Origin of the sequence: Halopseudomonas sp. (assembly GCF_041579695.1) — a bacterium.
GTDB lineage: Bacteria > Pseudomonadota > Gammaproteobacteria > Pseudomonadales > Pseudomonadaceae > Halopseudomonas.
Map to the genome: position 1 here is coordinate 1 of NZ_JBFGFI010000013.1, position 20,982 is coordinate 20,982.

Consider the following 20,982-nt stretch of genomic DNA (forward strand, 5'->3'; position numbering starts at 1 on the left):
AATGGTGACATCTGGACCGATTTCGATTTCGCCCGCCTGGATCTGCCGGCCGGCAAGCTTGCGCATCTGGTACTGGTGGACAATCCGGCCCACAAGCAGATCGGCGATTTCAGCCTGCATGATGGCCATGTCGTCAATCCGATAGAGCGCAGGGGTGATTCGTCGACGCTGACCTATTCGGGTATCGCCGTGCTCAACCCGCAGCTGTTTGCCCAACGCGACGGCGGCGCTTTTGCGCTCGCGCCGCTGCTGCGTGATGCGGCGGATCGGGGGCTGGTCAGCGGGGAGTATTTCTCCGGCACCTGGCTGGATGTCGGTACGCCCGAGCGTCTGGCCGAGGCCGAGCGTCTGGCCGGGGGAGTTTGATCACTATGCTGTGGCCAGTGACGATTGCGGGAGCGGTTCTCGGTGCTTGGCTTGGCGATGTGCCCGGCGCAATTCTGGGTGGGGTCCTGGGCCATGCGCTGGACCGTCATTGGCGGATCAGACGCTGGTCAGAACTGCCGTCGCGAGTCCGCCAGACGTTTGCCACGCAGCCCCTGAGCTTCGAACAGATTCTGTTTCTGTGCCTGGGTCGGATAGCCAAGTCGGAGGGTCGGGTGATACCCGAGCATCTGCAGCTGGCGCGTGATCTGATGCAGCAGTATCGCCTTGATGACGAGGGGCGCATGCAGGCGATGCGCTGGTTCAACGAGGGTAAGGAAGCCGGCGATCGGTTGACCCCGATGGTGCGCAAGCTGCATCGGCGCGAACCCGAGCGGAGCGCGGAGCTGCTCGATTGCTGCTGGCGAATGGCGCTGGCCGATGGCAATCTGGGTGGTCGTGAGCGCGATCTGCTCGACCAGTGGGGCAGTAAGGCGGGCCTTGGGAGCGCCGAGCAGCAGCGGATGCATCAGCGGCATCAGCGCCAGCGCAGCGATCGCACCGAGCGCCGGACGCGGCAGACACCGGTTACCAGCCGGGACAGCCTAAAAGCCGCTGCGCTGTTGCTGGAGGTCGATCTTGACGCCACTCCCGAGGAAATCAAGCGTGCCTATCGAAGGCAGTTGAGCCGACATCACCCCGACAAGCTGATGGCCCGCGGCGATGGTGAGAAGAAGACCCATGATGGCGCAGGGGAGCGTATTCACCTGATCCAGGATGCCTACGAGCGGCTGAAACGATACCGTGGGTTTCGCTAGGGCTGCGCTGGAAGCTTCTTGTCCAGCCAGCCCTGCAAGCGCTTGACCAGCATCCGCTGGCCCAGTTCCGAGCGATCCTGTTTTGGTAGCAGCAACTGCTGATATTGCCCGTTGGCATTGCGCCTGGCGCTGAGCTCATGTTGCCGGGCGCGCTTATGTGTCACTGCGCCGGAACCGGCGAATATCTCATAGGCCGGATTCTGCCACTGCGCCAGTAGCTCGTCGATTTTTTCCCAGCCACCTTCGGCCAACGCTGGCGGTCTGGAGTGGGCCAGAATCAGCGCCGCGGCTTCGATTTGGGGTCTTGCCGAGGCTGCGGTTGCATGAAGTGCCCAGAATGCCCCTTCGCCCCGCCCGAGCAGAACAAGACTCTTCGCGCCCTCAGCCTGAAGGGCCTGGGCAGCAATGTTGATGCGCCTGATGGTGCGCTCTGCTGCTTCTGCCATCATTTCAATGCGGTCAGATCCCTCCAGTGTCGGGTCTGCCAGAGGGGCGTCGGGGAGGGTGATTGCGAGGGTGTGCCAGCCCAGGTCACTCAGCTGTCGCCGCGCCGGGGCGATGAGTTCGGGCCAGTCGGCATGTTCATTGCGATCGGCAATCAGCAGCACGCCGCCACGCGGTTCGGGTTGCGCTGCCGCGAGGAAAAGTCCCAGAAAATGATCATCGCCGGACTCCAGCTGGCGTAGCTGCGCGCCGGGCAGCTGCTTGTGCAGCGCCTGCTCCTGGCGCTCGGCGCGGGGCAGACTCGCCGCTGGCGCTGCCTCTTCCTGTGCTTCCGGCTCGGCCTGCCCGGCAGGCTCGGCGGGATCCCCGGCTTCCTGGGCATGGATGCCCGACGCCTGTGCGGCCAGCGCAAGGCATATACTCAGAAGCAGTATTGGACGAAGCATGGGTCGGTATCCTAGGCGGGTAACGGGGAAGGTACGCCAGTATACAGCCCATCAGCCGCTTGCTGGGTTAGACTGGTGCATCCGTTTGCTAGCCGAGGTCCGTCATGTCTGATTATGCGATTGCCCCTTCGATTCTCTCCGCCGACTTCGCCCGCCTGGGCGAGGAAGTCGACAAGGTTCTGGCCGCTGGTGCCGACATTGTTCACTTTGATGTAATGGACAACCACTATGTGCCCAACCTGACTATTGGTCCGATGGTCTGCAGCGCGCTGCGCAAATACGGCATCACCGCCCCGATCGATGTGCATCTGATGGTCAAGCCGGTAGACCGGATTATTGGGGATTTCATCGATGCCGGTGCCTCGTTCATCACCTTTCACCCGGAGGCCAGCGAGCACATCGATCGCTCCCTGCAACTGATCCGTGAGGGCGGTGCCAAGGCCGGGCTGGTGTTCAATCCGGCGACGTCGCTCGATAGCCTGAAGTACGTCATGGAGAAGGTCGACATGGTCCTGCTGATGAGTGTGAACCCGGGGTTTGGCGGCCAGAAGTTCATTCCTGGCACGATCGACAAGCTGCGCGAGGCGCGGGCTCTGATTGAAGCCAGCGGCCGCGATATCCGCCTGGAAGTCGACGGTGGCGTCAATGTGCAGAACATCCGTCAGGTCGCTGAAGCGGGCGCCGATACCTTTGTAGCCGGCTCGGCAATCTTCAATCAGCCCGATTACAAACAGGTCATCGATCAGATGCGCGCCGAACTGGCCCAGGTGAAGGGCTGAAGTGACCCAGCTGCATAGTCTTTTTGATGGACATCTGCCGGCTCTGGTGATCTTTGACCTGGACGGAACCCTGCTCGACTCGGTGCCGGATCTGGCTGCGGCCGTGGACGCCATGCTGGTGCTGCGCGGTCGTCCGCCGGCCGGGCGCGACAGGGTGAAAAACTGGGTCGGCAATGGCTCGCTGGTACTGGTACGTCGGGCATTGGCGGGGAATATCGAGCACGCCAGCGTGGATGCGGCGGCAGCGGATGCTGCGCACCGGGATTTTCTTCAGGCGTACGCCGGAGAACATCATCTGACCCAAGTCTATCCGGGCGTGAAAACGCTGCTTGAGTGGCTGCAGCAGCAGGGCGTCGCGATGGCTGTAGCGACTAACAAGCCAGAGCGTTTTGTCGCGCCTTTGCTGCAGGAGAAGGGTCTCGGCAACTATTTTTCCTGGCTGGTGGGCGGCGACACGCTGCCGGTGCAGAAGCCCGACCCGATGGCGCTGCTCTGGATTATTCAGCAGGCGGGCGTCACCGTTGAAAATACCCTGTTCGTCGGCGACTCACGTAACGATGTCCGGGCCGCCCGGGCCGCCGCGGTGAAGGTCGTTGCGGTCAGTTATGGCTATAATCACGGTGAGCCAATAGCCGTGGAAAACCCGGATTTGCTGGTTGATTCACTTGACGCGCTCATATAGTCTTTCAGCCTTACTTCAGACCCTTTCGAGACGGATCAGCCGTGTTTGTCAGCAACCGCAAACTGATGAGAGTGATCAAGGCGCTCGCCCGCTGGCGTTGGCGCACCTGATTCTGCTTGTCTGCGCTCGGCGCGGGCCTTCTCTGTTTGTGTGACAATTACCCGCCCCATGAGGCTGATCATGACTCAAGACGAATTCCTACGCCTGGCTGACCAGGGCTACAACCGTGTACCTGTGGTACGTGAAGTGCTGGCCGATCTGGACACCCCGCTGTCTACCTATCTGAAATTGGCCGACGCACCCTATTCCTACCTGCTCGAGTCTGTGCAGGGCGGCGAGAAGTGGGGCCGCTACTCGATCCTTGGGCTGCCGGCCCGCACGGTACTGCGTGTCTACGGACACAGCGCTCGCGTGCTGATCGACGATGTCGAGACTGAACGCCATGAGTGTGAAGACCCTCTGGCCTTTGTCGAAGCATTCAAGGCCCGCTACAACGTCCCCAGCATTCCCGGCCTGCCCCGTTTCAACGGCGGACTGGTGGGCTATTTCGGCTATGACTGTGTGCGCTACGTCGAGCCGCGTCTGGCCCACTGTCCCAACCCCGACCCGCTGAACAATCCCGACATCCTGTTGATGGTGTCCGACGAGATTGTGGTGTTCGACAATCTGGCCGGCAAGCTGCATGCGATTGTGCTCGCCGATCCGGCAGCCGAGAATGCGTTCGAGCGGGCCAATGCACGTCTGGAAGACCTGCTCGACAAGCTGCGCCAGCCGCTGGCCCAGCGCCGCTCGCTGTCACTGGACAATCCGCCTGACCGTGATCTGGATTATCGCGCGAGTTTTACCCGCGAGGATTACGAGCGGGCGGTGGATACCGTGAAGGAATACATATTGGCCGGCGACTGCATGCAGGTTGTGCCGTCCCAGCGCATGAGTATCGATTTCAGCGCCGAACCGATTGATCTGTACCGGGCGCTGCGCAGCCAGAACCCGACCCCGTATATGTACTTCTTCAACTTTGGCGACTTTCATGTCGTGGGCAGCTCGCCCGAAGTGCTGGTACGGGTCGAGGATGGCGAGGTTACCGTGCGGCCGATCGCCGGCACGCGGCCGCGTGGGGTAACCGAGGAAGACGATCTGGCGCTGGAGCGGGACCTGCTGGCCGATCACAAGGAGATCGCCGAGCATCTGATGCTGATCGACCTGGGCCGCAACGATGTCGGCCGGGTTGCCAAGATCGGACAGGTAAAGGTCACCGAAAAGATGGTGATCGAGCGCTATTCCAACGTTATGCACATTGTTTCCAACGTCAAAGGTCAGTTGCTTGATGACCTGAATGCGATGGATGCCCTGCGCGCGATTCTGCCCGCCGGTACGTTGTCCGGCGCGCCGAAGATCCGCGCAATGGAAATCATCGACGAGCTGGAGCCTGTCAAGCGCGGCGTCTATGGCGGTGCGGTGGGATACTGGGCGTGGAACGGCAACATGGACACCGCGATTGCGATTCGCACCGCGGTGATCAAGAACGGCGAGCTGCACGTACAGGCCGGGGGCGGCATCGTTGCCGACTCGGTGCCGGCGTTGGAGTGGGAAGAGACGATCAACAAGCGTCGTGCAATGTTCCGGGCCGTAGCCCTGGCTGAACAGTCGGTAGAGTGAGGAGCACCATATGTTACTGATGATCGATAATTACGACTCCTTCACCTACAACGTGGTGCAGTACCTGGGCGAGCTGGGCGCTGAGGTCAAAGTGATCCGTAACGACGAAATGAACGTGGACCAGATCGAAGCGTTGCAACCGGAGCGCATCGTCATTTCGCCCGGTCCCTGCACGCCGAATGAGGCAGGTGTCTCGGTGGAAGTGCTTCGGCACTTTGCTGGCAAGCTGCCGATTCTTGGCGTGTGCCTTGGCCATCAGGCTATTGGTCAGGCTTTCGGTGGTGATGTGGTACGTGCCCGCCAGGTAATGCACGGTAAGACCAGCCCGGTATTCCACGAATTCCAGGGCGTGTTTGCCGGTCTGGCCAACCCTCTGGTGGTTACCCGCTATCATTCATTGGTGGTGAGCCGCGAGACGTTGCCCGATTGCCTGGAAATCACCGCCTGGACCCAGCACGAGGACGGTTCGGTGGATGAGATCATGGGCGTGCGCCATCGCGACCACATGATCGAGGGTGTGCAGTTTCACCCCGAGTCGATTCTTACCGAGCAGGGTCACGAATTGCTCGCCAACTTTCTCAAGCAGCAGGGCGGCCAGCGCAGCTGAACTAGACAGGGAGTATTTATGGACATCAGGACAGCACTGGCGCGGGTCGTCGACCATATTGACCTGAGTACCGAGGAGATGCGTGAGGTGATGCGCGCGATCATGACCGGGCAATGCACGGATGCACAAATCGGTGCATTCCTGGTTGGCCTGCGCATGAAAGGCGAGAGCATCGACGAGATTACCGGTGCTGCCATGGTGATGCGCGAGCTGGCATCCGGTGTGGCGGTCACGGGCGACCGGGTGGTGGACACCTGCGGTACCGGCGGCGACGGCGCCAATATTTTCAACGTCTCCACTGCAGCGGCGTTGGTAGTAGCGGCGGCCGGAGGCAAGGTCGCCAAGCATGGTAACCGCGCGGTTTCCGGCAAGAGCGGCAGTGCCGATCTGCTGGAGATCGCAGGGGTGAACCTGACCCTCACGCCTGAGCAAGTCGGCCGCTGCGTCGAGGCGGTGGGTGTGGGCTTCATGTTCGCTCCGGCCCACCACAGCGCGATGAAGCACGCAGTGGGCCCGCGCAAGGAGCTGGGTCTGCGCACCCTGTTCAACATGCTTGGACCAATGACCAACCCGGCCGGTGTGCGTCACCAGGTCATCGGCGTGTTTACCGACCGGCTGTGCCGGCCGATGGCCGAGGTGCTCAAGCGTTTGGGCAGTGAGCACGTGCTGGTGGTCAGCGCGCGCGATGGCCTCGACGAGGTCAGCCTGGCAGCGCCCACCCATGTGGCCGAGCTGAAGAATGGCGAGATACTTGAGTACGACATCAGTCCCGAGGATCTGGGCATCGTCAGCCGCAGTCTGATCGGCCTGAGCGTTGAAGATGCCGCCGGATCGCTGGCGCTGATAAACGATGCCCTCGGCAAGCGCAAGACCGAAGCGGGCGAGAAGGCCGCCGACATGATCATTCTGAACGCCGGCGCAGCGTTGTATGCCTGTGACCAGGCCGCCACTTTCCTGGAAGGTGTGCAACTGGCGTCGGATGCGCTGCATTCGGGCCTGGCCCGGGAGAAGCTTAACGAGCTGATCGCCTTTACAGACATCTTCCGTGAGGACTCAGCCCAGTGAGCGTACCGACAATTCTGCAGAATATAATCGCGCGCAAGCACGAGGAAGTAGCCGAGCGAAAGACCCTGATTTCGCTGGCCGAACTGGAGCGCGAAGCAGCCAGTGCCGACGCGCCCCGCGGTTTCGCTGACGCTATCAAACGTGCGGCCGCTGCTCGGCGGCCGGCGGTAATCGCCGAGATCAAGAAGGCTTCCCCGAGCAAGGGTGTGCTACGCGAACACTTCATGCCGGCCGAGATCGCCGCCAGTTACGAGAAGGGTGGCGCGGTCTGTCTTTCGGTGCTGACCGATATCGATTTCTTCCAGGGTAGTGACGATTATCTGCGTCAGGCTCGCGCTGCATGCAGCTTACCGATCATCCGCAAGGATTTCCTGGTCGACCCCTATCAGGTGGTCGAAGCCCGGGCGATGGGAGCCGATTGCGTGCTGCTAATCGTCTCTGCGCTGGATGATGTGCAACTGGCCGAGCTGGCCGCGGTCGCCCGCGAGCAGCGGCTGGATGTACTGGTCGAGGTGCATGACGGCGACGAGCTGAATCGGGCATTGAAGCTGGACACCCCGCTGATCGGTATCAACAACCGAAACCTGCACACCTTCGAAGTGACGCTGGATACCACCCTCGAACTGCTCCCGCAGGTACCGGCCGACCGCCTGCTCATTACCGAAAGCGGCATCCTCAGCCGCGCGGATGTAGAGCTGATGCTGGCCCATGATGTGTATGGATTCCTGGTTGGTGAGGCTTTCATGCGGGTGGCCAATCCGGGCGGGGAGCTGAAGCGGCTGTTTTTCTGAGAGCGTAACGCCGGGCGTAAGCATCAATTTTTCCGATTGTTTTCAACTGATTCTTGCGCTTTAGGTTTGCCTGTTTCGATGTAAGAATCAATGCATCGTAAACAGGATTGGCATGATGCAAGTACGGAACACTCGAAAAACATATGGGCTGATGGCTGTCAGCCTGCACTGGATTATCGCCCTGGGCGTGATAGGGACTGCAATTCTCGGTCTGTGGATGACCGGTCTGGATTACTACAGCGCTTGGTATCGCAGTGCTCCGTTCTGGCACAAGAGTATCGGTATTACCCTGGCAACGCTGATAATCCTGCGGCTGCTCTGGCGCTGGAGCAATCCCCGCCCGGCGCCGCTACCCCACCACCCGCGCTGGGAGGTCAGGCTGGCGTCGCTGGTTCACGCCCTGCTCTACCTTCTGCTGTTCATTATCATCGCCAGTGGCTACCTGATTTCCACCGCCAAGGGGCAGGGTGTCAGCATATTCGGCTGGTTCGAGCTGCCCGCTATTGTTACCGGCCTGCCGGCCCAGGCAGATCGCGCCGGCTTCGCCCACTACTGGCTCGGGGTAAGTCTGCTGGGCCTGATCGCGCTACACGCACTGGGCGCTCTCAAGCATCATTTTCTGGATCACGATAATACCTTGCGACGCATGCTGGGCATGCGCTCGCGCACATCCGAGGAGAAAGACGCATGAAAAAAGTAATTGCCGGTATGGCTCTGAGCGGTCTGGTTGCGCTGAGTGGCGGGCTACAGGCGGCCGAATATGCTATCGACAAGGAAGGTCAGCATGCCTTCATCAACTTCAAGATCAGTCACCTGGGCTACAGCTGGCTATACGGTGGCTTTAATGATTTCGATGGCTCCTTCAACTGGGACGCAGACAAGCCCGAGGACAGTACCGTCAATGTGGTGATCAATACCGCCAGTGTCGACTCCAACCATGCCGAGCGCGACAAGCATCTGCGTAGCGACGATTTTTTGAGTGTCGATGAGCATCCCCAGGCAACGTTCAAGTCCACGTCTGTGGAAATGACCGGAGATGAAACCGCCAACATTACCGGTGACCTCACGCTCAATGGTGTGACCCGACCGGTTGTGCTCGAGGCGCAGTTCATTGGCGAGGGCGAAGATCCATGGGGTGGCTACCGCGCTGGTTTTGCGGGTACTACCACGTTGAAGCTGGCCGACTTTGATATTACCAAGGATCTCGGGCCGGCTTCCGAGGAAGTGGAGTTGATCCTCAGCGTCGAAGGCATTCGTCAGTAACGGCGGAGGTTGCAAGCGCCCGGACACCGACAGGTCTCCGGGCTTTTTTTCAGGCCCCCCGGTAGCGGGCGGCTTCCTCGATTATCCAGTCTCTGAACGCCTGCAGTGTAGCGGATTCAGATTTTCGTTCCGGTATGACCAGATGGTAGGCGTGATCGCTGTCAAAGCTGTGTTCGCATGGCGTGATCAGGCGACCACTGTCCAGTTCGTCCCGAATCAGGAATGGCGGAATCAAAGCCACCCCCATCCCGTGCGTGGCCGCCTTCGCGAGCATGGAAAACAGCTCAAGACGCGTACCGTTCAGGTCGTGCTCAACCCGCATATCCAGAGACCCGAACCACTGCCGCCAGGCATAAGGGCGCGTAGTCTGTTGTAATAATGGCAGTTCGGCGATCTGCGCGGGTTCCAGCCGGGTCCGGGGCGCAATCAGTCCGGGGCTGCAGACCGGCACAGGTGACTCCTGCATTAGAAAGTGCGCCTCCGTACCTGACCAGTCGCCGTCGCCAAAATAGATGGCGGCGTCAAACTCGGTGTCAGCAAACAGAAAGGGCCGGGTGCGGTTGGTCAGATTGACCGAGACATGGGGATGTTTCTGCAGGAAATCACCCAGACGCGGCAACAGCCATTGCGTACTGAAAGTGGGGACGGCGGCCAGCTCCAGCGTCGCCGTGCCCTGATTGCCCATGACCGACAAGGTGTCGCGTTCCACCGCGTCCAGTCGGCTGCTGATTCGGCGACTATAGGTCTGCCCGGCCTCTGTCAGTTTCACGCCGCGGCGGGTGCGGCGAAACAACTGCACATCGAGAAATTCTTCCAGATTGGCGATCTGGCGGCATACTGCACTCTGGGTCAGCGAAAGTTCCTCGGCTGCTTTGGTAAAGCTTTCGTGGCGTGCCGATGATTCGAAACATACCAGAGCCTGAGTGGGAGGTATCTTGCGGCGCATGAGGGTTCCTTCGGAGCTGGAATTACAGAGTTCCAAAATAGCACAGGTAGCTGACAAAAAGGCGTTTGCTGCCAGAGTCCGACAGGTCTAGTCTGTTTACATCGAATGCGCCTGCCGGCGTTTCAGTCCTCACATTTACGGAGTTCACATGGCCGAATCCAAAGCACAATTCAACTGGGTCGATCCCCTTTTACTCGAGCAGCAGCTTACCGAAGAAGAGCGCATGGTGCGCGATACGGCGGCCTCCTACTGCCAGGAAAAGCTGATGCCACGTGTGCTCGAGTCTTTTCGTCATGAGCAGACTGACGCAGCGATCTTTCGCGAGATGGGTGACCTCGGGCTGCTGGGCGCTACCATCCCCGAGGAGTACGGCGGGAGCGGCCTGAACTATGTGTCCTACGGTCTGATCGCCCGCGAAGTGGAGCGCGTCGATTCCGGTTACCGCTCGATGATGAGCGTGCAGTCTTCCCTGGTCATGGTGCCGATCAACGAATTCGGCACCGAAGAGCAGAAGCAGAAGTATCTGCCCAAGCTGGCCAGCGGCGAATATATTGGCTGCTTCGGTCTGACCGAGCCAGACCACGGGTCCGATCCGGGCTCGATGGTCACCCGCGCGAAGAAAGTGGACGGTGGCTACAAGCTCAACGGCGCCAAGATGTGGATCACCAACAGCCCGATTGCCGATGTATTCGTGGTCTGGGGCAAGACCGAGGACGACGTGATCCGCGGTTTCATCCTGGAAAAGGGCTGGAAAGGTTTGAGCGCGCCAGCGATCAAGGGCAAGGTTGGCCTGCGTACCTCGATCACCGGCCAGATCGTGATGGAGGATGTGTTCGTACCGGAGGAGAACCTGATGCCCGGCGTCACTGGTCTGAAAGGTCCTTTCACCTGCCTGAACTCGGCGCGTTACGGTATTTCCTGGGGCGCCCTGGGTGCCGCTGAATTCTGTTGGCACACCGCCCGCCAGTACACCCTGGATCGCAAGCAGTTCGGCCGTCCGCTGGCGCAGACACAGTTGATCCAGAAGAAGCTGGCCGATATGCAGACCGAGATCACCATGGCTCTGCAGGGCTGTCTACGTCTGGGCCGCATGAAGGACGAGGGCACTGCCGCGGTGGAGATTACCTCGATGATGAAGCGTAACTCCTGTGGCAAGTCCCTGGACATCGCCCGCGTTGCCCGTGACATGCTCGGCGGTAACGGTATTTCCGACGAGTACGGGGTGATCCGTCATGTGGTCAACCTGGAGGTGGTTAACACCTATGAAGGTACCCACGACGTGCACGCCCTGATTCTGGGTCGGGCACAGACCGGTCTGCAGGCGTTTTTCTAAGCCGCTCGACCGTAACAGGTAATCTCCAGCGGGGCTGATGGGCAGAGTGCTGACCATCGGCCCCGTTTGGTTTTGGCAGGCTTATCAGGAGTGGAGCAAATGGCCGAGGCGTTGAGCGGGCTGAAGGTGCTGGATCTCTCCCGCGTTCTGGCCGGCCCCTGGGCCGGGCAAATGCTCGCGGATCTGGGCGCCGACGTGGTCAAGATAGAGCGGCCCGGCTGCGGCGATGATACCCGTGCCTGGGGCCCGCCCTATCTGCGCGACGCGGAGGGGCGGGACACATCCGAGGCCGCTTATTTCCTGTCGGCCAACCGCAACAAGCGCTCACTGGCAGTTGATTTCACGCAGTCGCAAGGACAGGACAGGCTGCGTCAGCTGGTCATGGCTGCGGACGTGTTGATCGAGAACTACAAGGTGGGCGGGCTCGCTGCCTATGGCCTGGACTATGCCAGTCTCGCTGCGATCAATCCGCGGCTTATCTACTGCTCGATCACCGGTTTCGGTCAGGACGGTCCTTATGCCGAGCGTGCCGGATATGACTTCATGATCCAGGCAATCGGCGGGCTGATGAGTGTGACGGGTCGGGCCGACGACGAGCCAGGAGCCGGACCGGTCAAGGTGGGCGTCGCGGTGACCGATATTCTTACCGGGCTGTATGCCAGCAACGCCATTCTTGCCGCAGTTGCCGAGCGTGAGCGCAGCGGCCAGGGGCAATATATCGATCTGGCGCTGCTGGATGTGCAGGTGGCCTGCCTGGCCAACCAGAGCCTCAACTACCTGACCACCGGCCAGGCGCCTCAACGCATGGGCAACGCCCATCCCAATATCGTGCCTTATCAGGATTTCCCCAGCGCCGATGGCGATTTCATTCTGACTGTCGGCAACGATGCGCAGTTCAGGCGTTTCAGTGAGGTGGCCGGACATCCGGAGTGGGCGGACGACCCCCGTTTTGCGACCAATGCGCAACGGGTTGGTCATCGCAAGATACTGATACCACTGATCCGGCAGGTCACCGTTTTTCGCTCCACCGCCCAGTGGGTGGCGGATCTCGGAGCTGCGGGTGTGCCCTGCGGGCCAATCAATAGCCTCGCCGAGGTTTTCGATGATCCACAGGTGCTGGCACGCGGTCTGAAGCTTCGCATGAAACACCCGCTTGCCGGCCAGGTTGATCTGGTGGCCAACCCGATACGCCTGTCGCGTACGCCGATACGCTATCGTTCGGCACCGCCATTACTTGACCAGCACGCATCAGAGGTGATGCGCGACTGGTTGGGCTGTGCTGACTGAGCGCTGCTTTACGGGTTGGTCAGGGTATAAGCAGGACCGGGTTATGGCTTTCCCTGCAGACATGCTCGGCGACGCTGCCCAGCGGCAGCTCGTTGATCGGTGTTGCACCTCGCTTGCCGAGGATCAGCAGGGTCACGTCTTCCTGCCGCGCCGCCTCGACGATTTCCTTGCCTGGTGACCCGCTGAGGCGCTGCACCGACAGGCTGCCGTATTCACTGCTGAGTGCCTCGAGCATCCCGCTGGCATCGGCTTCCCCTTCGTCTACCCAGACCACCAGCCCAAGGTTGCCCCCGTCCATGAAGCTGCGGAAGCATTTTTCCGCCTTCTGGCTCGCTGTTGAGCCGTCGGTGGCGAGCATGATGGCGCCGTCCGGTTCGGCTACCTTGCTGTCCATCGGCAGGATAAGCAGGGGGATACGGGTCATACGCGCCAGGTTCAACGCAATGTTGCCGCGGAACAGTTCGCGCCCGGAGGAGTGACTGCGATTCAGGGCAATTACCAGGTTCGCCTCGACCTTGCGGGCCGCGTCCAGCAATTCGGATGCGGCAAAGCCTTTGCGAAGCCGGTAGTCGACGGTCAGATTCAGTTCGGCAGAGAGCTGTTCGGCGAGCTTCTTCAGTCGTCCCTCGATGACGCCCTCGCTGTCCTCGATATGCTGGCGCTTGTGGGTTTCGATGACGTGGACCAGGGTCAGCCTGTTCAGACCAAGCAGTCTCACGGTAGCGGGCAGATGATCGAGGGTCTTCTCCCAGCTCTCGGAATAATCGACGCTCAGAACGCAGTGTTTCAGCATGAATAAGCTCCTTGTTGCAGCGCCATGGCGGGCCACAGTTACTTTTTACTCTGGAGGCTCCAGGTCGCCACAGTCAGCGGAGAGCCACGTGGACACCTCGGTATGTTCAATTGCGACGGGTTGATCACCGGCCATGCCTTGCAGGGCAGGTGGAGTCTGACCCGCATCCATCTGCTTGGTGCCGGTACCGCTGAAGGTCGAGCGCATCTCGCGGGCGCTGACGATGGTCAGCTCGCCCTGCATTTCGCCAGCGTATCCCTGGTTACCTGCGCAGCTGCCAGCAATGGCCATGGTCGAGCCGCTAACCTTGTTGATGGTCAGTGAGCACTCGTCCATACCGTCGCGTGCACGCTGCAGAAGTGCTTCATCGTCGCGTGCACGCTGCAGAAGTGCTTCAGGATCAGTCAGATCAGCCGCCATCTGCGGTGAAATGCACTCCATTTCGACACCAGGCTCACCGCCCAGGTTCATCATCTCCTCCATCATCTGTCGCTGTTCGGCCGGCAGCGTCTGCAGCATCTGCTGTTGAGCGTCGCGGATGGCCACCTGCAGATCCTGACCATTGACCAGCGTGGTGGACTCGCGCCGCCACAGGCCGGGCTCAGGCTCGGGGGAGATAGTGTCGGCCTGTGCGCTGGCCAGATACAGGCAGGTAGCGATACTGGCCAGGCAGGTGCGCAGTCTCATCTGCTTGTTTCTCTTTGGAAGCGGTCCCCAAAACTATAGACGCTTAAGTCATGTCCGGCCAAAAAACGGTTTATCCGCATCCCGCCTGCAGATATCTGTGGTGTTGACCGGGCAGAATCTGCATCACGTCTATACTGCAGTAGCTCCATTACCGACTCATCAGAATTCGAGGAACTGGATATGCGCCGTATAACGTTATTTCTGGCTGCCGCCGTAATCAGCACGCCCCTATTTGCAATGCATTGTCCCGCAGACATGGCACGAATCGATGCTCAGTTGGAGGGCAGCCCGCCGAGCGATCCTGCTGTTCTGGAACAGGTGCGAAGCCTGCGCGAGGAAGGAGGAAAGCTGCATGAGGCAGGCAAGCATGCGGAGTCTGTCGAGGTGCTCGGCAAGGCTATGGCACTGCTTGACGGATGAGGTTAAGGGTGCGCTAGGAGGAGGCCTTGGGCCTCCTTTTTTTTGTCCGCGGTTTCGCTCGGAGTTTGGGTATTTGCGCCGCCAAAAAAATAACGCGCTTTCAAATGGTTGAGCGATGTGTCAAAAAATGTTTATCATTAGTGATGTCAGAGTAGAATCACTGTTTAATCGGCCGGTCGAATGTTCAAGCTTTCGACATGTTGCCATGGAACCGTACTAAACCATCGAGGTTGATCAACTTGCCCAGCAGATCGGTAGGGAAGCTCGCTCTAGCCTGCTTTATTGCGTCCGGTATCGGCATCTGCGGGGCGCCCGCGTTCGCCGCCCCGTCTTATGCCCAGCTGGTTGAGCAGGCCCGCCGAGGCGACCAAGCAGCCGCTCTGGAATACCTGCGTGCTTTGCCGGCGCCCACTGCGGCTCAGCGGCTGGACCACCTGCTGATTGCGGGCTGGGCGGGCAAGGATGACGAGGTCATTCGCCTCTACGAACAGAACAAGCCACTGGTTGCCAATAACCCTGATGCGGTGGCGGCGATGGCGCGGGCGCGGCGAAACAGGGGTGAATGGAGTGAAGCGTTGAACGGCTACCACCTTGCCCGTTCGCTAGCGCCCGAGCGCAACGACTTCCACCTGTCTTTGCTCATGACCATGGCCGATATGGGTCAGACCCCTGCAGCAATCAGGCGAGCCCGCGTATGGTTGGAGCGCGCTCCCGATTTGCTCGATGCCCGCCTTGCGCTAGGCTACGCCCTGATGCGCGACGGCCAGCAACATGCCGCATTGGCCGAATATGATCGCGCGCACGACATGGCCCCTGGCAGATCCGACGTTTTGCGCGAGTACATATTTGCTTTGCAGCGTTCAGGTTTGCCGGTAATGGCGCTACGCGTCGCCGAAGAGAATCGAGATTTGATAGCGGGCGCCGAGTTTCGTGCGATTCGTGGCGACATACTGGCTGAGCGAGTGAGATTGGCTGACACTGCTTCGCGCGCCGAGCATGAAAGATTCATGGTTGCGGATCGCGCGCTCCAGCAGGCCGACGCGTTAGGTGATGAGTGGCAGAATCAACCTGCGGCCGATGCCGATCTGCAGCGGGTTCGTGTTGATCGGCTGGGCGCGTTGCATGCGCGAGTCCGAATGGCGGAAGTGGTCGCAGAATATCGACGTTTTCAGGCCGAGCAATCAGTTTTGCCCCCTTATGCCCTGCGCTGGGTAGCCAGTGCGTTGCTTTATACACGTCAGCCTGCGGAAGCGGCGGAGCTTTATCGGCGTGTGATAGCGGCGGGTAACAGCAGAGATCCTTTGTGGATCGCCGATCACCAGGGCTTGTACTTTTCCTTGATCGAGAGTGAGCAGTTAAGTGAGGCCGATGACCTGAGCAAGCAGCTTGCGGCGGCTCAGCCGGCCCGGCTTTACCCTCTCGGAATTCCCCAGGGGCGGCCGAACAATGCTTGGCTCGACAGCCAGAGTTTGCTGGCGAACAATTCGCTTTATCGTGATGATTTACCGGCAGCGCAACAGGCGTTCGAACAGCTTTCCGATGCCGCACCCGGTAACGTATCCCTGCGTACCAGCCGAGCCAGCGTTTACGCGGCCCGTGGCTGGCCGCGCCGCGCCGAGCAGGAGCTGAAGATCGCTGAGAGCACGTCGCCCCGCAGTCTGGAAGTCGAAGCCGGGCAGGGGTTCAACGCGTTGAGCCTGCAGGAATGGCGACAGGCGGATGATCTGGCTGATGATCTAATCCAGCGCTTGCCCGAATCGCTGACTGCGCAGCGGCTCGAGCGTGCGCGGCAGGTGCACCATATGGCTGAACTGCGCCTCGCCGGCTACCGCGGTAGCAGCTCGGACGACAGCATATCCGGCGCGGGTGACCTTGGGCTGGAAGCAGTGGTATACAGCGAGCCAATGCGCGATGCCTGGCGTCTATTTGCTGGTGGCGGGTTCGGCCGTGGTGAGTTTCAAGAGGGCAGTGCCGATCACCGATGGCTGCGTGCCGGCGTCGAGCACCGTATTCGCGATCATACGCTGGAAGCGGAAGTATCGCGGCATGACTTCGGCTACGGGAATCGTCTGGGTGGGCGCCTGTCGGGCACCCATGATATCAACGACCTCTGGCAGTATGGCTGGTCGGCCGAACTGCTGTCTGCGCAAACGCCGCTGCGCGCGTTGAACAGCGATATCGACGCTGACAGTCTGTCAGCCTTTGTTCGCTGGCGAGCCAGCGAGCAGCGCGAAGTCGGTCTGTCCGTGTCGCCTATGCAGTTCAGTGACGGCAATGATCGGTTCAGCGTCGTGCTGGACGGGCGTCAGCGCCTCTACACTGCGCCCAGACTGCTGCTTGACCTTGGCGCCGAACTCTCAGCCAGCAGCAATAGTCAGGGCGACGAGGGCCCCTATTTCAATCCACAGAATGATCTGGGTCTGATGGCTACGCTGAACCTTTCGCATATTCTGCGCCGGCATTACGAGTCGATCTGGAGCCACGATCTTCAGGTGGGTGTCGGCCATTACAGCCAGAACGGATTTGATGGCGGAGCTATGGGTCTGGTTGGCTACGGCCAACGCATTCGCTTCAACAGCGTGCTTGATGCCGGTTTTGTCGTGTCGGCGTTGAGCAGGCCTTACGACGGCGAACGGGAGCGGGAGTACCGTCTCGTACTCGATCTCAATTTCCGCTTCGAGGGGCTATGATGAATATGCTTGAACGTTATCGCCTGTTGCTGGTCACCATGCTGTTTCTGTTGGTGACCGCGTGTGCGCAACAGCCTGTCCCCTACACTGCTCCCGCGGATCGCCCGGTCGCAGCGCGCGAGACGCCCTGGCCCGCAGGTCGCTTGCTGGCGCTTTCCTACCATGACGTCCAGGACGCCGATCCAGACAACGCTTTTCTGTCTGTTGGTACCGCGAATCTGGTTGAGCAGCTTGCCTGGTTACGCGAGAACGGCTATCAGGCAGTTTCGGTGGATCAAGTGCTCGAAGCCAGCCTGGGCGGCAAGCCGCTGCCGGAGAAGGCTGTGTTGCTGACATTCGACGACGGCTTTGCCAGTTTCAGAGAACGTGTTCTGCCGATCCTGAAGGCCTATCAATGGCCGGCTGTTCTCGCGCCGGTCGGAGTCTGGCTGGATACGCCGGCGAATCAGGCAGTGGATTACGGTGGTATTCCGGTGCCCCGAGCCCGCTTTGCCGACGCAGCGCAGCTACGCGAGATCGTCGACTCGGGTCTGGTAGAGATTGGTGCTCATACTGACAATCTGCACTTTGGCGCGCGCGCCAACCCGCAGGGTAATCTGCAGCCCGCCGCAGCCAGTCGCCTGTACGACGAGCGCACCGGGCGTTACGAGAGTGAGGAGGCTTATCGCCAGCGTATCGCTACCGATGTGGTGCGGATTAACAGCAAGATAAAGGCGATTACCGGCACCGAGCCACGGGTCTGGGTGTGGCCATATGGCGCCGCCAGCGGCACCGCGCTGGAGATTGTTGCCGCTAACGGACACAAGGTAGCGCTGACCTTGGTCAGCGGTCTTGCCAGCGTCAACGATTTGCGCAACGCGCCGCGCCTGTTAGTTGGTGAAAACCCTGACACCCGCAGTTTCGCCAACGCCGTGACCAGGGTCGAAGAAACCAATGCGATGCGAGTGGCCCACGTGGATCTGGATTATGTTTACGATCCTGATCCGGTTCAGATGGAAAAGAATCTTGGCCTGTTGGTGCAGCGTATCGCCGACATGCGCATCAATACGGTCTTTTTGCAGGCTTACGCCGATCCCACCGGTGATGGCACGGTCAGGGAGCTGTATTTCCCTAATCGCCACTTGCCGATGCGTGCCGACCTGTTCAACCGTGCGGCCTGGCAGCTGCGCACGCGATCCGGCGTTGAGGTCTTCGCGTGGATGCCCGTGCTCAGCTTCGCGCTGGATCCAGAGTTGCCGAGAGTCGCCTCGATTGACCCGGAGACAGGTTTGATTGCTGTGGATCCAGATCAGTACCAGCGACTGTCTCCGTTCGATCCGCGTGCCAGACAGCAGATTGCAGAGATCTATGAAGACCTCGCCCGGCACGCGAGCTTTCATGGGCTGCTGTTTCACGATGATGCGTTACTTTCAGACTTTGAGGATGCGAGTCCGGCTGCTCTGGCTGCTTATTCTGCGGCGGGGATGCCGGCCGATATCGGCCAGTTGCGCTCGGACGCCGAGCAGATGCAACGCTGGACCCGATTCAAGAGCCGTTTTCTGCTCGATTTCACCCTTGAGTTAGCGGGGCGGGTCAAGGCCATTCGCGGACCACAAATACTTACCGCGCGCAATCTGTTCGCCAGACCGGTGATCAATCCCCGGAGTGAAGCCTGGTTCGCGCAAAACCTCCAGGACTTCCTGGTCAGCTATGACTGGACCGCAATCATGGCGATGCCCCTGATGGAAGGTGTCAGCCTGGAGCAATCCGATAGCTGGCTCGCCGCCCTGGTGCAGCAGGTTGCAAAGCACTCAGGCGCGCTGGAGCGAACGGTGTTCGAGTTGCAGGCGCAGGATTGGCGAGCCGGGCAGCGAGCCCCGGTAGATAGCGATGTGTTGGTGCGCTGGATGCGTCAGTTGCAATGGAATGGAGCCCGTCATTTCGGTTACTACCCTGACGATCCTCACACCGATAACCCCTCCCTAGGCAAGATTCGGCCTGTCTTGTCGAATGCGTGGAGTACCCAGCGATGAAAGAGCGCCTAATTGCATTTCTCGTACTGCTCTTGGTGCTTGCCGGTCCTCTGGGTTTCGCGCTGATGCTCACGGGTGAGCTATTACTCAGTTTTGTTTTTTTCTATCCGTTGTTGATGTCTGCCCTGTGGATTGCCGGTGGACTCTACTTCTGGTTGCACTGGGAGCGGCGCTGGCCCTGGTCGCGCACCGGCGAAGTGCCGGCCCCGGAGCTGGAAGGCAATCCTCTGGTGACGATCCTAATCCCCTGTTTCAATGAAGGAGGCTGTGCGGTAGAAACCATACAGGCCGCGCTGGCGCAGCGTTACTGGAATATAGAAGTGATCGTCATTGATGATGGGTCCAGTGACGGCACCCCTGCACTGTTCGACAGTCTGCTCGAGACTGACAGTAGGTTGCGTGTGGTGCATTTGGCGAAGAATCAGGGTAAAGCCGTTGCGCTGCGCATGGGCGCCCTGGCGGCTCGTAGCGAATATCTGGTCTGTATCGACGGGGACGCGTTGCTCGCCGAAGACGCAGTCGCTTATCTGGTTGCGCCTCTGATTGAAAACCCGCGTGTTGGCGCCGTAACCGGTAACCCGCGTATACGCACCCGCTCGACGTTGATCGGACGTATCCAGGTTGGGGAGTTCTCGTCGATCATCGGGCTGATCAAGCGCACTCAGCGGGTTTATGGGCGTGTTTTCACTGTCTCGGGTGTGGTTGCCGCCTTCCGGCGCAGTGCTCTGAGCCGGGTGGGTTACTGGAGCCCGAACATGATCACCGAAGACATCGACATCAGCTGGAAGCTGCAGCTGGACCATTGGTCGGTCTTCTATGAGCCGCGTGCGCTGTGCTGGATCCTGATGCCGGAAACGCTTCGCGGCCTGTGGAAGCAGCGTCTGCGCTGGTCCCAGGGCGGCGCAGAGGTGCTGCGCAAGAATATCAGCAGTATCTGGAAGTGGCGATTCCGCTACATGTGGCCGTTGCTGATAGAGTTCGGTCTTTCTGCAGTGTGGGCCTTTACTTTCGCGATGACAATCGTGCTCTGGACGCTGGGTCTGTTCGTTACGCTGCCGGAAAGCCTTCAGGTAGTGACTATCGTACCGCCGGGCTTCACCGGGCTTGTGCTGGCCTGTGTCTGCTTGCTGCAGTTTTCCCTCAGTCTGATGATCGAAAGGCGCTACGAAGAGCGTCTCGGTCGCACACTGTTCTGGATTATCTGGTATCCGCTGGTGTTCTGGATGATCACGCTGTTCACCACGCTGGCCAGCTTTCCGCGTGTCATGCTCAGGCCAAGACAGAAGCGCGCCCGCTGGACCAGTCCCGATCGCGGCATCGCCAGGAGGCAAGCATGAATCTTATTCGCACACCTCGGCATTGGTTTCCGCAGTTGGTCGATATTGTCTTTACGCTCATTGCCTGGCTGGTATTCATCTGGTTGCTGCTGGGCAACATTCGAGGAATCATGATCGACGAGCGGCAAGGACCAAGGATGAAGTTGGGTGTCAATACGCTCTCTGGTGTAGACAGTCTTGTTTTGTATCTTATCTTGAGTCTGCTTGTGGCTGCCACGATCATCATCTGGGCCGGTTATCGACGTCGTCAGGCAGCCGGTTACGAGCGCCGTGCGCGAGTACCTAACCTCTCCGAGGAAACGTTGTCGAGAAACTTCGGGGTGGACGCGACGCTGATGAGGGAGTTGCAGAGTAGTCAATTGATGACTCTGCATAATGATCGGGAAGGCAACCTGCAATCGGCAGAGCTCCCGGAGCGGATGAGCGGCCAGCATAGTGGAGCGAAACGACAGTTTCCGGTCGAGTCTGACCCGGTCGAGCGCGACCCGGTTATCTGATACTGGCCACGGAAATGAAAAAAGCGGACCTGGTGCAGGTCCGCTTTTTTTGACTACTCTAGA

The 20,982-nt window shown here is 60.0% G+C and carries 20 protein-coding genes and 1 pseudogene; 17 read left to right on the plus strand and 4 right to left on the minus strand.

The genetic code is table 11. From position 1 onward, the window contains the following. Window positions 1-366 (plus strand): NDP-sugar synthase (locus ABYA88_RS04765; protein WP_373185760.1); only part of this gene is annotated, 366 nt, incomplete at its 5' end. Between the two features lie 5 nt (window positions 367-371). After that, window positions 372-1,181: a co-chaperone DjlA gene (gene djlA / locus ABYA88_RS04770; RefSeq protein ID WP_373185761.1), complete on the plus strand. Its 810-nt coding sequence runs from the start codon at window positions 372-374 to the stop codon at window positions 1,179-1,181. Here the strand turns inward: djlA and ABYA88_RS04775 are convergent. After that, window positions 1,178-2,071: a DUF3530 family protein gene (locus tag ABYA88_RS04775; protein ID WP_373185762.1), complete on the minus strand. Its 894-nt coding sequence runs from the start codon at window positions 2,069-2,071 to the stop codon at window positions 1,178-1,180. The genes djlA and ABYA88_RS04775 overlap by 4 nt on opposite strands. Before the next feature lie 104 nt (window positions 2,072-2,175). Between ABYA88_RS04775 and rpe the strand changes: the two genes are divergently transcribed. The 8 genes and pseudogenes from rpe to ABYA88_RS04815 all read left to right on the plus strand — a co-directional run bounded on the left by rpe (window position 2,176) and on the right by ABYA88_RS04815 (window position 8,917). After that, complete coding sequence (gene rpe / locus ABYA88_RS04780; protein ID WP_373185763.1) at window positions 2,176-2,850, plus strand: ribulose-phosphate 3-epimerase; 675 nt, start codon at window positions 2,176-2,178, stop codon at window positions 2,848-2,850. A 1-nt stretch (window position 2,851) separates the two neighbouring features. Then, window positions 2,852-3,642: pseudogene (locus tag ABYA88_RS04785) on the plus strand (phosphoglycolate phosphatase). A gap of 70 nt (window positions 3,643-3,712) precedes the next feature. Further along, on the plus strand, window positions 3,713-5,191 hold the full coding sequence (gene trpE, locus ABYA88_RS04790) for an anthranilate synthase component I (protein ID WP_373185764.1): 1,479 nt from the start codon (window positions 3,713-3,715) through the stop codon (window positions 5,189-5,191). Between the two features lie 10 nt (window positions 5,192-5,201). Further along, complete coding sequence (locus ABYA88_RS04795; protein ID WP_373185765.1) at window positions 5,202-5,798, plus strand: aminodeoxychorismate/anthranilate synthase component II; 597 nt, start codon at window positions 5,202-5,204, stop codon at window positions 5,796-5,798. A gap of 18 nt (window positions 5,799-5,816) precedes the next feature. Further along, entirely contained in the window at window positions 5,817-6,863 is a 1,047-nt protein-coding gene (gene trpD, locus ABYA88_RS04800) for an anthranilate phosphoribosyltransferase (RefSeq protein WP_373185767.1), read from the plus strand. Continuing rightward, window positions 6,860-7,654 (plus strand): indole-3-glycerol phosphate synthase TrpC, encoded by a 795-nt coding sequence (trpC, locus tag ABYA88_RS04805; RefSeq protein WP_373185768.1) that lies wholly within the window; start codon window positions 6,860-6,862, stop codon window positions 7,652-7,654. The genes trpD and trpC overlap by 4 nt, the downstream gene beginning before the upstream one ends. Window positions 7,655-7,769: 115 nt before the next feature. Then, window positions 7,770-8,345 (plus strand): cytochrome b, encoded by a 576-nt coding sequence (locus ABYA88_RS04810; protein ID WP_373185836.1) that lies wholly within the window; start codon window positions 7,770-7,772, stop codon window positions 8,343-8,345. Next, a complete protein-coding gene (locus tag ABYA88_RS04815) occupies window positions 8,342-8,917 on the plus strand; it encodes a YceI family protein (protein ID WP_373185769.1) in 576 nt (191 codons plus the stop codon). Before ABYA88_RS04810 ends, ABYA88_RS04815 begins: the two co-directional genes overlap by 4 nt. Before the next feature lie 49 nt (window positions 8,918-8,966). On the opposite strand, the gene ABYA88_RS04820 is transcribed toward ABYA88_RS04815, so the two are convergent. After that, window positions 8,967-9,863, minus strand: a complete 897-nt coding sequence (locus ABYA88_RS04820; RefSeq protein ID WP_373185771.1) for a LysR family transcriptional regulator — start codon at window positions 9,861-9,863, stop codon at window positions 8,967-8,969. 148 nt (window positions 9,864-10,011) lie between these two features. Here ABYA88_RS04820 and ABYA88_RS04825 point away from each other — a divergent pair, with 148 nt between their 5' ends. Together ABYA88_RS04825 and ABYA88_RS04830 are read left to right on the plus strand one after the other, a co-directional pair. Beyond that, window positions 10,012-11,196: an acyl-CoA dehydrogenase gene (locus ABYA88_RS04825; protein ID WP_373185773.1), complete on the plus strand. Its 1,185-nt coding sequence runs from the start codon at window positions 10,012-10,014 to the stop codon at window positions 11,194-11,196. 99 nt (window positions 11,197-11,295) lie between these two features. Further along, entirely contained in the window at window positions 11,296-12,483 is a 1,188-nt protein-coding gene (locus ABYA88_RS04830) for a CaiB/BaiF CoA transferase family protein (RefSeq protein ID WP_373185774.1), read from the plus strand. Window positions 12,484-12,502: 19 nt separating this feature from the next. Here ABYA88_RS04830 and ABYA88_RS04835 read toward each other — a convergent pair whose 3' ends face one another. Both ABYA88_RS04835 and ABYA88_RS04840 read right to left on the minus strand, forming a co-directional pair. Further along, window positions 12,503-13,276 carry a universal stress protein gene (locus ABYA88_RS04835; RefSeq protein ID WP_373185776.1) on the minus strand — a complete coding sequence of 258 codons (774 nt, stop codon included), beginning with the start codon at window positions 13,274-13,276 and terminating at the stop codon, window positions 12,503-12,505. A gap of 45 nt (window positions 13,277-13,321) precedes the next feature. Then, on the minus strand, window positions 13,322-13,963 hold the full coding sequence (locus ABYA88_RS04840; protein WP_373185778.1) for a DUF3617 family protein: 642 nt from the start codon (window positions 13,961-13,963) through the stop codon (window positions 13,322-13,324). Between the two features lie 180 nt (window positions 13,964-14,143). Between ABYA88_RS04840 and ABYA88_RS04845 the strand changes: the two genes are divergently transcribed. The 5 genes from ABYA88_RS04845 (at window position 14,144) to pgaD (ending at window position 20,919) form a co-directional block, all read left to right on the plus strand. Continuing rightward, window positions 14,144-14,383 (plus strand): hypothetical protein, encoded by a 240-nt coding sequence (locus tag ABYA88_RS04845; RefSeq protein ID WP_373185779.1) that lies wholly within the window; start codon window positions 14,144-14,146, stop codon window positions 14,381-14,383. A gap of 239 nt (window positions 14,384-14,622) precedes the next feature. Beyond that, window positions 14,623-17,073 carry a poly-beta-1,6 N-acetyl-D-glucosamine export porin PgaA gene (pgaA, locus tag ABYA88_RS04850; protein WP_373185781.1) on the plus strand — a complete coding sequence of 817 codons (2,451 nt, stop codon included), beginning with the start codon at window positions 14,623-14,625 and terminating at the stop codon, window positions 17,071-17,073. Then, window positions 17,073-19,085 carry a poly-beta-1,6-N-acetyl-D-glucosamine N-deacetylase PgaB gene (gene pgaB / locus ABYA88_RS04855; RefSeq protein ID WP_373185783.1) on the plus strand — a complete coding sequence of 671 codons (2,013 nt, stop codon included), beginning with the start codon at window positions 17,073-17,075 and terminating at the stop codon, window positions 19,083-19,085. The genes pgaA and pgaB overlap by 1 nt, the downstream gene beginning before the upstream one ends. Continuing rightward, on the plus strand, window positions 19,082-20,422 hold the full coding sequence (gene pgaC, locus ABYA88_RS04860) for a poly-beta-1,6-N-acetyl-D-glucosamine synthase (protein WP_373185784.1): 1,341 nt from the start codon (window positions 19,082-19,084) through the stop codon (window positions 20,420-20,422). Before pgaB ends, pgaC begins: the two co-directional genes overlap by 4 nt. Further along, on the plus strand, window positions 20,419-20,919 hold the full coding sequence (gene pgaD / locus ABYA88_RS04865) for a poly-beta-1,6-N-acetyl-D-glucosamine biosynthesis protein PgaD (RefSeq protein WP_373185786.1): 501 nt from the start codon (window positions 20,419-20,421) through the stop codon (window positions 20,917-20,919). The genes pgaC and pgaD overlap by 4 nt, the downstream gene beginning before the upstream one ends. Window positions 20,920-20,982 lie beyond the last annotated feature (63 nt).